At 63.4% G+C, this 11,743-nt stretch carries 12 protein-coding genes; 6 read left to right on the top strand and 6 right to left on the bottom strand.

Going from position 1 to position 11,743, the window contains the following annotated elements; genetic code table 11:
• Positions 1 to 80: 80 nt before the first annotated feature.
• Both AArcSl_RS11010 and AArcSl_RS11005 read left to right on the top strand, forming a co-directional pair.
• Positions 81 to 1,850: a glutamate--tRNA ligase gene (locus AArcSl_RS11010; RefSeq protein ID WP_119819019.1), complete on the top strand. Its 1,770-nt coding sequence runs from the start codon at positions 81 to 83 to the stop codon at positions 1,848 to 1,850.
• 134 nt (positions 1,851 to 1,984) lie between these two features.
• On the top strand, positions 1,985 to 2,419 hold the full coding sequence (locus AArcSl_RS11005; protein ID WP_193588462.1) for a dCTP deaminase/dUTPase family protein: 435 nt from the start codon (positions 1,985 to 1,987) through the stop codon (positions 2,417 to 2,419).
• A gap of 38 nt (positions 2,420 to 2,457) precedes the next feature.
• Here AArcSl_RS11005 and AArcSl_RS11000 read toward each other — a convergent pair whose 3' ends face one another.
• Positions 2,458 to 3,003: a PH domain-containing protein gene (locus AArcSl_RS11000; RefSeq protein ID WP_119819014.1), complete on the bottom strand. Its 546-nt coding sequence runs from the start codon at positions 3,001 to 3,003 to the stop codon at positions 2,458 to 2,460.
• A complete protein-coding gene (locus AArcSl_RS10995; RefSeq protein WP_119819012.1) occupies positions 3,000 to 3,620 on the bottom strand; it encodes a PH domain-containing protein in 621 nt (206 codons plus the stop codon). Before AArcSl_RS10995 ends, AArcSl_RS11000 begins: the two co-directional genes overlap by 4 nt.
• Positions 3,621 to 3,767: 147 nt before the next feature.
• Here AArcSl_RS10995 and AArcSl_RS10990 point away from each other — a divergent pair, with 147 nt between their 5' ends.
• The 3 genes from AArcSl_RS10990 to AArcSl_RS10980 are packed head-to-tail and all read left to right on the top strand — an operon-like array spanning position 3,768 to position 7,137.
• A complete protein-coding gene (locus tag AArcSl_RS10990) occupies positions 3,768 to 4,664 on the top strand; it encodes a DUF4129 domain-containing protein (protein WP_119819009.1) in 897 nt (298 codons plus the stop codon).
• A complete protein-coding gene (locus AArcSl_RS10985; protein WP_119819006.1) occupies positions 4,661 to 6,622 on the top strand; it encodes a DUF58 domain-containing protein in 1,962 nt (653 codons plus the stop codon). Before AArcSl_RS10990 ends, AArcSl_RS10985 begins: the two co-directional genes overlap by 4 nt.
• Positions 6,619 to 7,137: a DUF7519 family protein gene (locus tag AArcSl_RS10980; protein ID WP_119819003.1), complete on the top strand. Its 519-nt coding sequence runs from the start codon at positions 6,619 to 6,621 to the stop codon at positions 7,135 to 7,137. Before AArcSl_RS10985 ends, AArcSl_RS10980 begins: the two co-directional genes overlap by 4 nt.
• A 41-nt stretch (positions 7,138 to 7,178) precedes the next feature.
• Here AArcSl_RS10980 and AArcSl_RS10975 read toward each other — a convergent pair whose 3' ends face one another.
• Positions 7,179 to 8,129 (bottom strand): AAA family ATPase, encoded by a 951-nt coding sequence (locus tag AArcSl_RS10975; protein ID WP_119819000.1) that lies wholly within the window; start codon positions 8,127 to 8,129, stop codon positions 7,179 to 7,181.
• A 120-nt stretch (positions 8,130 to 8,249) separates the two neighbouring features.
• Between AArcSl_RS10975 and AArcSl_RS10970 the strand changes: the two genes are divergently transcribed.
• Entirely contained in the window at positions 8,250 to 9,374 is a 1,125-nt protein-coding gene (locus AArcSl_RS10970; protein ID WP_119818998.1) for a M24 family metallopeptidase, read from the top strand.
• A 23-nt stretch (positions 9,375 to 9,397) separates the two neighbouring features.
• On the opposite strand, the gene AArcSl_RS10965 is transcribed toward AArcSl_RS10970, so the two are convergent.
• From AArcSl_RS10965 to AArcSl_RS10955, 3 genes are read right to left on the bottom strand one after another with little or no spacing between them, the layout of a single operon-like run.
• Positions 9,398 to 9,655: a lipoyl domain-containing protein gene (locus tag AArcSl_RS10965; protein WP_119818995.1), complete on the bottom strand. Its 258-nt coding sequence runs from the start codon at positions 9,653 to 9,655 to the stop codon at positions 9,398 to 9,400.
• The gene (locus AArcSl_RS10960) at positions 9,652 to 10,680 is read right to left on the bottom strand and encodes an alpha-ketoacid dehydrogenase subunit beta (RefSeq protein ID WP_119818992.1); all 1,029 of its coding nucleotides are present in this window, start codon (positions 10,678 to 10,680) and stop codon (positions 9,652 to 9,654) included. The genes AArcSl_RS10965 and AArcSl_RS10960 overlap by 4 nt, the downstream gene beginning before the upstream one ends.
• Positions 10,680 to 11,726: a thiamine pyrophosphate-dependent dehydrogenase E1 component subunit alpha gene (locus AArcSl_RS10955; RefSeq protein ID WP_119818989.1), complete on the bottom strand. Its 1,047-nt coding sequence runs from the start codon at positions 11,724 to 11,726 to the stop codon at positions 10,680 to 10,682. Before AArcSl_RS10955 ends, AArcSl_RS10960 begins: the two co-directional genes overlap by 1 nt.
• Between the last annotated feature and the right edge of the window lie 17 nt (positions 11,727 to 11,743).

Genomic DNA, 11,743 nt, shown 5'->3' with positions numbered 1-11,743 from the left:
CTCCGCTCCTACAGGAGCGCGTCTGTGGATCCGAGCGTCTTCGGATCCCTTTTTACTGCGTGCAGGCGAAGCCTCCGTCAATGGACGAAACACTCGAAGAGCGCGTCCGAGCGGAGGCGAAACGACACGCCCTGTTCAACGCCCTCAAGCACGGGAGCGATCCGGATGTCGGCGCGATCATTGGGCCACTCATGGGAGAGAACCCCGAATTCAGACCCCACGGCGACGAGGTTCCCGGCGTCGTCGCCGGCGTCGTTGCGGAAGTCGCCGACCTTTCGGAGAGCGAACGAAGGGATCGGCTGGCCGACCTCGCGCCCGAGATGGTCGAAGAACTCGACGCAAAAGTGGAGGACGAGGAGGGCGTGCTGCCGGAGCTGCCGAACGCCGAGCGGGGTGAGGTGGTGATGCGTGCGGCCCCCAATCCCAACGGGCCGTGGCACCTCGGACACGCCCGCATGCCCGCCGTGATCGGCACGTACAAGGATCGGTACGACGGGGAGTTCATCTGTCGGTTCGACGACACCGACCCCGAGACGAAGCGGCCGGATCTCGACGCCTACGACGCGATCCTCGACGACATCGACTATCTCGGTTTCGAACCGGATCGGGTACTCAAAGCCAGTGACCGTCTGGAGACGTACTACGAGCACGCCCGCGAACTGATCGACCTCGGCGGGGCGTACACCTGTGATCTGCCCGCCGAGGAGTTCTCCGAGCTGAAAAACGCCGGCAAACCCTCGCCGAACCGGGACAAGGATCCCGGGACGGTTCGCGAGGAGTTCGAGGCGATGATCGACGGCGAGTACGCCCCCGGCGAGATGGTTCTCCGGGTAAAAACCGACATCGAACACAAAAACCCCGCCCTGCGGGACTGGGTCGCGTTCCGGATCATCGACACGCCCCATCCCAGACCGAAGGCTGCCGACTACCGCTGCTGGCCGATGCTCGACTTCCAATCGGGGATCGACGACCACCTCACTGGCGTCACACACATCATCCGCGGGATCGACCTCCAGGATTCGGCGAAGCGCCAGCGGTTCGTCTACGATTACTTCGACTGGGAGTATCCCGAAGTCCTCCACTGGGGGCACGTCCAGATCGACGAGTACGACGTGAAACTGTCGACCTCGACGATCAAAGACCTGATCGACGAAGGGAAACTGACCGGATGGGACGATCCCCGCGCCCCAACACTCGCGTCGGTTCGACGACGCGGAATCCGCGGGGAGGCGATCGTCGAGGCGATGATCGGGCTGGGGATGTCGACCACGGACGTTGATCTCGCGATGTCGACGGTGTACGCGAACAACCGTGATCTCGTGGACGACGAGGCGGACCGCTACTTCCTGGTGCGCGACCGGGCAGGGGCGCCCGCCGTCGAAGTGCCAGTCCGGGACGGCGAAAACGAACCCGACGGATCGGCTGTCGGAACGCCGCCGCGGCACCCGGATCACGAGGACCGAGGTCAGCGGGAGATTCCCGTCGGCGACGCGGTGTTGATCGAGGACGACGACATGCCGCACGCCGGCGAGCGAACGTGGCTAAAGGGGTTCGGCTGCGTGCGATACGAGGCCGGAGACGCCGGAGAGGGCGACGACGGCGCGTTCGTCCCGACCGGCGACGACATCGACGCCGTGCGCGAGGAGGGCGTTCCCGTGATCCACTGGACCCCGGCCGACGGCGGTGTCGCAGTCCGCATGCGGACGCCCGACGGCGACGTCCGTGGCGTTGCAGAACCGGATTTCGCGGAAACCGCGGTCGACGAGATGATCCAGTTCGAACGTGTCGGGTTCGTCCGCGTGGACGATCACGGCGAGGAAGAATCGGTCGTCTACTACGCGCATCCGTAGCGGTTCGGAAACCCGGCGCGGTTGTGGCGAGTTTCGTCCGTCGGGTTCAGTTTCCGTTCGCTTTCCTGGAACACGAACACAGACGAACGGTGTGACCCCGACACTCAACTTGGCTGGCCGCATATGATATCGATATGGTGGTGTACACGCAGATCCTGGATGGAATCGTCCACGAACCGACCCAACGCCGGGATCGCGGCTTCGATCTGACGGTGGCAAGCGTGTACGACGTCGACGGTCCCGGGAGAGTCGATTTCGGCGGCGGCGAACTGGAGCCCGCTGAAACAACCCCCCACGACAGCCGGAAGCGACACCCCGATGACGACTACGAGTGGTGGCACCTGGACGCCGGACAGTACCTCCTCGAATACAACGAATCACTCCTCACCCATGACAGGACGTTCACGCTCCAGACCCGCGAGGAACTACTCGAACGCGGTGTGTTCCATCCGACGCTCCAGGTGAACGAACTGCCTCGAGTTCCCCTCGCCGTCGGCGGATCGGGCATTCGTATAAAGGAGAACGCACGCGTATCGACGCTCGTTGCCCGGGAGAACGATCGCGAGTGAAAATCCCGTTCTGACTCGGGGTGAATTACTCCGTCTCGCTATTGAGACTCGATACGCTCCCGTAACGCCGTCACTTCCTCGCGGATCGCCTCCCACGTCTCGAGCGACCCCGGGATCTCGGTGGCCGTTCCGGTAGCACATTCCCGGACGATTTCGTACGGCTCCGTCGGATCGTACACGTCGTACAGTTGCAGATCGCGGCCGCCGGCGATTTCGATCTCGACGGTGCCGTACCCGAACACCGAGCCGGTGACCCCCTGTGAATAGCCGACGTTCTGGACGCGGCTGTATTCGACGCTTCGAACAGAACGGCCGAGGATTCCAGTTTTCACAGTGATCTCCCGGTCTGTCAACACGAACGCGGTCGTGACCACGCGCAAGTAGTGGAACAACCCGGGAGCGGCCGCAGCCGGAACGAGCACCAGCGCCCAACCGCTGACGGTGACTGCGAGCCAGAACACGCCCACGAGCAAGGCGACGCTTAGTCCCATGCCCGGAAGCGCGCGTGTCGTTCGCGGTGTCGCCTCCCACAACACGGCCTCCTCGTCGAACCGACGCCAGTCGTCGGCCGCCACCGAACTCATCGTTCCGTCAGGTCGCCGTCGGTGCTCTCGGTTCCTTCCTCGGTTCCGTCGTTTCCTTCCTCGGTTCCGTCGTTTCCTTCCTCGGTTCCGTCGTTTCCTTCCTCGACGGCGTGGCGAATGGCACGCAGTTCCGAGAGGATTTCGACGAGGACGTCCTCCTTTTCGCCGTCGCTGCGGTCCTCCCCGCGTTCGATCCGGCTGTCGATGAGCTCCTGGACGTCCGCCGGCGCCGGCACGCTTCGGAACGTCATTTCGACGCCCGAACTTCCGGCAGTACTCACCTGAACGTCGCCGTAGCCGAAGTAAGAACCGATCGCACTCTGGCTGTAAGAGATGTTTTGCACCTTGTCGAACCCAATTTTCTGGACGTCCCGCGAGAGAATGCCGGTTTTCTTGTACAGCCCAGAGCTGGTGACGACGTAGTTCGTGTTCTTGTAGGTGAGATACGCTCCGAGCAGGATCACAAGCCCGATGAGAACAATAGAGAGTGGAATTCCGACGACGAATGCGGGGACGAGACTACTCCGGTGTGGCCGACTCGACCACAGCAGTTCCTCGTCGGCCTCGAGCGTGAGCCAGTCGTACTGGGCTTCGTCTGTCAGTGTTTCTGAAGTCACGTCCCTACCGAAATCCTCAGGCGAAAAAGTTCTGTCGCGACGCTCTCACAGCGTTCGGACGGCTGCCCGACGACAGCACTCGGCGACCCAAACGCCGATGACCCAAACGCCAATATATGTACTCGGCATTACGTCCACACTACCTCCATGAACGACACGACTCGGTCGGGACTGATTGCAGTCCTCGCTATCTTCGCTGTTGGCCTGGTCGCGGCGACGATCGAGTCGACCGTCCTTCCAGAGACGGATGGTCTCCCCGGGCCGGACGATGGCGGGGGCGGCACTACTGGCGGTCTGGCGCCGCCACCGGATCCCGGCCCATCGCCCGGAGAGACGTTACAGATACCGTACCTCTCGGAGTTTCTCACACTGCTGGCACTTCTGGTTGTGTTCGTTGTGGTGGTGTATCTGTACTACCACTGGAGAACAGCACTCGGGATTCTCCTCGCGGTTGCCGTGATTCTCGGAGTACTGTCTCTGCTCGCCGCGTTGATTACACCCTCATCTCTCCCGCCGATTCCACCGCTTATGGAGCCCACGAACGGAGCGCCCTTCGAAGCAGACCCAGGGAATCCAGGAGGGGCCGACCAGCCCTCATTGCCCTCGTTACTACTCCTGCTCGTGCTCGCGGGTGCACTCCTCGCAACAACCGTCGCATTCCTGACCGGAACCACAGACCAGAACGAATCGAACGCACAACAGGAGAACGAAGCCGACGAGGAGATCGACCGGGCAGCCGTCGGGCGAGCCGCCGGTCGAGCTGCGGAGCGTCTAACCCGGGAGGGGAACGTCGACAACGAGGTCTACCGCGCCTGGAGAGAGATGACCGAGTTACTCGAGGTCTCCGATCCGGAAACGAGCACGCCCGAAGAGTTCGCGAGTGCCGCGATCGAAGCGGGGTTCGGTAAAAGGGACGTGTACTTGCTGACTCGACTCTTCGAGGACGTTCGATACGGAAAACGAGAGCCGTCTCCCGAACGGGAACGACGGGCGATCAGAACGTTCCGGCGCATCGAAACGAGATACACGGAGGAAGAGTCGTGAACACTCGACGGCTCTCCTTACTGCTCGGGATCACAGCGCTGACCGTCGGCGTCCTGGCAATCGTTTCGCCGGCGGCCGTTCCGTTCAGTCCGGGCCGGATTGTCGTCTCGGTGATCGGCGTGCTGGCGCTGGTGCAGGCGGCACGAATTGCCAGACGGCGTCACCGATCCACGCTCGACGAGGCGAAGACACCGGATCCGGAACGGTCGGTGTCGGCGCCGCAACCGGGGGACGATTTCGACACGGTCCTCGAGCAGTTCGTGGACCGACGTCACCAGATTGCCCGCGTGCGTAGCGACGAGGGCCTTTCTGCTGCAGCGGTTGCCGTTCTGGTGCAGTTTGCGGGAAAGACGGAGACGGAAGCGAAACGACGAGTCAAAGCAGGCACGTGGACTGACGACGTGTATGCCGCTTCCTTTTTGGGTGGTGAGAATGCCCCGTCCGTGCCACTCCGGGATCGCGTGTGGAACACGTTGCGTCGAGAATCGGGATATCAGCGACGGATTCGACACACGGTCGATGCGATCGACGCCGTCGTGACCGACGGGTCGAAATCGACGGATGACACTGCCGAAAACAGGGATCACGATACCGAGGCAACCAGCGTGCCGGATGACGACACTGAACGGCAGCCGTCGACGACGGGTCGGGGCAGATTGAAAGAGGGGGCAAAACGAGCAGTGGCCAGAGGTGCTCACTCCACGGGACACTGGGAGGGGGTCAGTGTGATCGCACTGCTGGGGATCGGAATCGGAGTATTCGTCGAACAGCCGGCAGTAGTTCTCGTCGGCGTCGTCAGTATCGGCTACGCTGCCTATGCTCGGTCGTCGGTTCTCCCGCCGGGCGAGGTCGGGATCGACCGTGAACTCGACGCTGAATCGCCCGAGCCGGGCGATGAAGTGACGATCACAGTAACTGTCAGGAACACCACCGACCGAATTCTCCCCGATGTCCGAGTCGTCGACGGCGTTCCTGCAGCACTGGCCGTCGAGAACGGCTCCCCTCGGTGCGGGACTGCGCTTCGGCCAGCAGAGGAGACGACGTTCTCGTACTCGATCACTGCAACACGGGGCGTGCATACGTTCGGGCCGACACACGTCATCGGGCGAAACCTCTCGGGGGAAATCGAAGCCGTACGGCTGTACTCGTCGGACTCGACACTGAGGTGTGTTCCTCCGCTTGCGGCGGGAAACGAACCGTTTCCCCTTCGGAAAACGACCGAGCAGTTCGTCGGTCGCGAGAAAACGTCCCAGACGGGAGAGGGGATCGAGTTCTCGACGACCCGGGAGTATCGTCCGGGGGATCCGGTACGTCGCATCGACTGGAACCGCCGTGCACGGACCCGAGAACTGACGACGATCGAGTTCCGACAGGAGCGCGCTGCGACTGTCGTCCTGCTCGTCGACGCGAGATCGTCGGCGTACGTTGCCCCACATCCTGGGGCGGATCACGCCGTCGACCGGGCGGTCGAGGCGGCCGGACAGCTGTTTTCGAAAATCGAGAGCGCAGACAATCGCGTCGGTATTGCCGCAGCCGGCTCCGATTCCTGTTGGCTGCCGCCGAGTTCCGGGATCGAACACCGGAACAAGGCCCGCGAACTACTCGCGACCGATCCCGAGTTTACCCCGGTCCCGAAAGAGCAGAAAACAATCTCCTGGCGGTGGCGAAAGACGCTCCGCAAGCGTCTCGAACCGGGCACTCAACTCGTGTTTCTGACGCCGCTTCGCGACGAGAGTACCCGGAGAATCGCGCGTCAGTTCGACGCACGGGGACACCCCGTAACCGTCGTTAGTCCGGATTCGACGAGCAATCGCTCCGCGGGGAATCGACTCGCTGGGATTGCCCGAACGCTTCACGTTTCAACACTCCGGGACGCCGGTATCCCCGTCGTCGACTGGAGCTGGGACGAACCGCTCGATGTAGCACTCGCGAGGTACGCCGCACGGAGGCAGCCGTGACGGAAAAGTGCGAGGAAGCTACGAGGCCGATCGACCGATCGTCAACCACCGTCGGGAGCGGCCTGTCGGCGTTCGCGGCGCTTTTTTCGTTCGTCGTGACCGGGTTCTACTCGTGGGGTGGGCTCCTCGCTGGGGCGGTCGGCCTGGTACTGCTGTTGGCCGGGCTCGTTCGCGGCACGACCGCTCCAGTGACGATCGGTGGCTTCGGCCTCGTAATCGCCGGAATCGTCGCGGGGGCCCAGGGTGCTCCTGTCGTTTCGGTGCTCGCCGGTGTCGTGTTCGCAGTTATCGCATGGGACGCAGCCGGACTCGCGATCGGCCTCGGCAAACAGCTGGGGAGAGGGGCTGACACGACGCGACTGGAGCTCTTCCACGTCGCTGGTAGTCTCGCCGTCGGAATTGTCTCGGCCGGGATCGGATACGCCATCTACGTGTTCGCAACCGGCGGACAGCCGGTCGGTGCGGTCGTTTTCCTGCTGGTGGGAACGCTATTGTTGCTCGTGGTTCTGGAATGACCGACCGTCGCCAGTGGGCTCGTCCCTCTCCCGTCTCGAAATCAATCGACCGTCGGTACGGGCGTATCGTCGACCACGGCTTCGATGACGGCCCTTTTGTCGACATCTTTTACCCGGGCGTCGGGGGTCAAAACCAGCCGATGAGCCAGGACCGGCAGCGCGACCGATTTGACGATATCCGGCGTCACGTACTCTCGACCGTCAATCACGGCGCGAGCACGCGCTGTTTCCACCAGACGCTGGGTTCCACGGGGGGAGACGCCCGCCGAAACGTGGGGGTGACCTCGCGTGGCGCGACAGATGTCAACAACGTACGTGACGACGTCTTCTTCAACCGTCACGGACTCCGGAGCTGCTTGCAGTTCCCGAACCGTTTCGGTCGATAGTACCTCGTCGACGGTCGGACTGCGCTGTACCCGATCCAGTCGCCGGTGAACGAGTTCGCGTTCGCCGTCGTAGCTGGGGTAGCCGATGCTGGCTTTCACCGCGAACCGATCGACTTGCGCCTCGGGCAGCGAAAACGTTCCCTCGTGTTCGATGGGGTTCTGGGTCGCGATCACGAAGAACGGATCCGGTAGCTCGCGCGTCTCGCCGTCGACGGTCACCTGTCGCTCCTCCATCGCCTCTAGGAGTGCACTCTGCGTCTTCGGGGGGGCACGGTTGATCTCGTCGGCGAGGAGGACGTTCGCGAATACGGGACCCTCGCGGAACTCGAACGCTCCGGTGTGCTCGTCGAAAATGTGGGTTCCCGTCACGTCGGACGGGAGCAGATCCGGCGTAAACTGGATCCGGGAAAACGACAGTCCCAGTGCCGCCGCGACGCTTCTGGCGGTCAACGTTTTGCCGGTACCGGGAACGTCCTCAAGGAGAACGTGTCCCCGAGCGAGCACGCCCAACAGGGTGGATTCGAGAAACGACCGGTCGGCTACGACGGCCCGCTCGACCGCGGCGAGAGCGTCCTCGCAGTTCGCGCTTGCTTCGGCGATCTCCATTGGTGTCCCCGAGTGAATGCTGCAGGAGAGTTAAACCCGTCTTTCTCGTGAGACGGGCAAACCACTGAAGCGGAACGCCTACGGTCGGAGTTGCCGAAGTGACTCGAACGGGACACCAGTATGACCGATCACGACGCCATCGCGACTCGCCTGACACGGGCCAGGAACACGCTTCGATCCGGGGACGCCGACGCGCTCGTCTGTTTTCCCAGTTCAAATATGTACTACCTCTCGGGGTTCGAGGACGAACCGATGGAGCGCCACCTCTTTTTGTTTGTCACGCCCGATGACACGCTGTTCCTGGCGCCGGAGATGTACGACGAACAGATCCGGGACGAATCGCCGATCGACGACGTGCGAACCTGGAGCGACGACGAGGATCCGACCGTTCTGCTACAATCCATCGGCGAGGAGTTGTCAATAACGGGCGACCGGCTCCTAGTCGACGACCGCATGTGGGCGATGTTCACCCAGGACCTCCGCGAGGTCTTCCCCGAGGCCACCTTCGGCCTGGCGAGCGAACTGCTGGCCGACCTCCGAATCCGAAAGGACGACGCCGAGCTGGACCGCCTCGAACGGGCGGCTTCGATCGCAGATTCGGTGAGCGAATCGGTCCGCACGCTCGGCAAGGACGCGATCGGAATGACCGAACGCGAACTCGCAGTCGAGATCGAACGGCGTCTCGAGGACGCCGGCGGTGAAGGGACGTCCTTCGACGTCGTCGTCGGCTCCGGGCCGAACGGCGCACGCCCACACCACCGCCACGGCGACCGGGCGATCGAGGCGGGCGATCCCGTCGTCCTCGATTTCGGAACCCGGATGGACGGCTATCCGAGCGACCAGACCAGGACGGTCGTCTTCGAGGGGGAACCGCCGACGGAGTTCGAGCCGGCGTTCGACGCCGTTCTGGCGGCTCAGAAGGCGGGAATCGGGGCAGTCGAACCGGGCGTCGAGGCCCGCGAGATCGATCGGGCCGCGCGCGAAGTCATCGAAAAGCGAGGGTACGGCGACCGGTTCATCCACCGGACTGGCCACGGGGTCGGCCTCGACGTCCACGAACCGCCGTACATTACCGGGGAAAACGACCGGCAGCTCGAGGCGGGAATGGTGTTCAGCGTCGAACCCGGGGTCTACATCGAAGGGAAGTTCGGGATCCGGATCGAGGATCTCGTCGTCGTCACCGAGAACGACTGCCGGCGGTTGAACCGGTCGCCACGGACCTGGAAACCGCTCGATGGGGTGTAGGAGTGTAGGTCAGCCCCGGGACGTCACGCCGGTGTGAGCACCGCCAGCGTCGCCCCCCGGGTGAACTCCTCGTCCTCCGCGAGGTGTATCTCGTCGAGTTCGCCGGAGACGGGTGCGGGAACGTCGAAGCTCACCTTTTCCACCTGCAGTTCACACAGCGGATCACCGTCCTCGACAGTTGCCCCCTCCCTCACGAACCAGTTGACGACGACCCCTTCGTCGGACTCGACGTCCTCGGGCCAGTAGTCGTCGACGGCGACGGCGACTCGCTCCCCGCTCATCTGTGGACGCTCTCGACTGCGGCTGCGATGTCCTCGACGTCCGGAATCGTCTCGTTTTCCAGCGGCCGGGCGTACGGGATCGGGACGTCCGGATGGGCGACCCGTTCGACCGCCTCGAGGTCCGCGAGCGCGTCCTCTGCGGCTGTGGCGATGATCTCGCCGGTCACGCCGAACGATCGGTAGTCCTCGTCGACGACCACGAGCCGCCCCGTCTTCCGGACCGATTCGAGGACGGTGTCGGTGTCCAGCGGAACGAGCGATCTGAGGTCGATTACCTCGACGTCGACTCCCTCCTCCGCCAGCGAATCTGCGGCCTCGAGCGCTCTATGGACGTGGAGCCCGAGGGTGACCACGGTTACGTCGCTGCCCTCGCGTTTCACGTCGGCGCTCCCGAAGGGGATGGTGTAGTCGGTTTCCGGCACTGGTGTCTTCGGGCCGTCCGGCGCGGGCATCCAGCCGATGCCCATCAGTCGCTTGTGGAACATGTACACGACCGGATCGTCGTCCCGGATCGCGTTGTGCATCAGCCCCTTGGCGTCGTATGCCGTCGACGGGACGACGACTTTCATCCCCGGGAGATGGGCGAACGTCCCGTACAGCGTCTGCGAGTGCTGGGCGGCGTCGTTGTAGCCACCTCCCACGGCGGTGGTGAGCACCATCGGAACGTTGACGGCGCCGCCGCTCATGTACGTGTTCTTCGCCATCTGGTTGTAGATCTGATCCATCGCGACGCCGAAGAAGTCGACGAACATCAACTCCGCGATCGGCCGCATCCCCTCCTGTGCGGCGCCGACGGCGGCGCCGAGATACGCGGTTTCGCTGATCGGGACGTCCACGATGCGCTCGTGGCCGAACTCGTCGAGCAAGCCCTGGGTGGAGTCGAAGATGCCGCCGTAGTCGGCCACGTCTTCACCCATGTAAAATACCTCCTCGTTTTCGTGCATCTCGTCGGCGATCGCCTCGACCATCGCCCGACTCATCGTCAGTTCGCGGTCGACTGTTTCCGGGTGAGTCTCTGCGGTCATCAGTCTTCACCCCCTGCCAGGTCGAACTCCGGTTCCGTGTCTGTCACGCCCGATGGTGGGTTGACGAACGCGTCCTCGTAGGCTGCATCGGGATCGGGCTTCGGCTGTTCTTTCGCCCACTCGATCGCTTCGTCGACGCGTTCGTGAGCCGCTGTCTTGATCGATTCCATGGTTTCCTCGTCCACGCCGTGGGATCGCAGTTCTTCCTTCAGCCGTTCGATCGAATCGCGCTCTTTTGCCAGTTCCTGGTCCTCCTCCGGTCGGTAGGTCTCCGGATCACCCATGAAATGGCCCATTCGACGGTGGACCTGGAGTTCGAGGAGGGTCGGCCCGTTTCCGTCGCGGGCGCGACCGATCGCCTCGTCTGCGGCCCGGTAGACGTCGACCACGTCGTCCTCGTCGACCCGGATTCCCGGCATGTCGAATCCGTCCGCCCGCCGCGAACCGTCGAGGGGTGCCGTGACGCGTTCTTTCGGCATACTGATCGCCCAGTCGTTGTCCTCGATCACGAACACCACCGGCAGGTCGCGGACGCTCGCGAGGTTCAGCGACTCGAGGAACGCCCCCTGGCTAATCGCCCCTTCGCCCAGAAACGCCACGGCGACGCTGTCCTCGCCGCGTTTTTTCGCGGCCATTCCTGCCCCGACCGCCGGCGGACAGCCCTGCGCGATGATCCCGCTGCAGGCGAAGTTCACCTCGGGATCGAACAGGTGCATGTGTCCACCCTTTCCCGATGACAGCCCGGTTTCCCGCCCGAAGATCTCCGCTGTCATCCGGTCGAGGTCGACATCCTTCGCGATAGCGATGTGGTGGGGCCGGTGTGGTGCCGTCACCGTGTCGTCGTCGCGAAGGTGATGACACACGCCGATTCCGGACGCCTCGTGACCGGCAGCCAGGTGAAGCTCGCCCGGGATCGGCCCGGCGCTGATGTCGAAGGCCGGCTGTTTCCCCACGAGATACTCCTCCTGGAGCCGTTCCTCGTAATACCGGGCCGTCACCATGTCCTCGTAAAAGCCCGTCAGCTTCTCTTTGCTTATCGTTGTCATGCTACAATGTGTAAGCT

The organism is Halalkaliarchaeum desulfuricum (assembly GCF_002952775.1).
In the GTDB taxonomy this organism is placed as follows: domain Archaea; phylum Halobacteriota; class Halobacteria; order Halobacteriales; family Haloferacaceae; genus Halalkaliarchaeum; species Halalkaliarchaeum desulfuricum.
The sequence above is the reverse complement of the archived record's forward strand: the minus strand, read 5'-3'. Positions and strand labels throughout refer to the sequence as shown.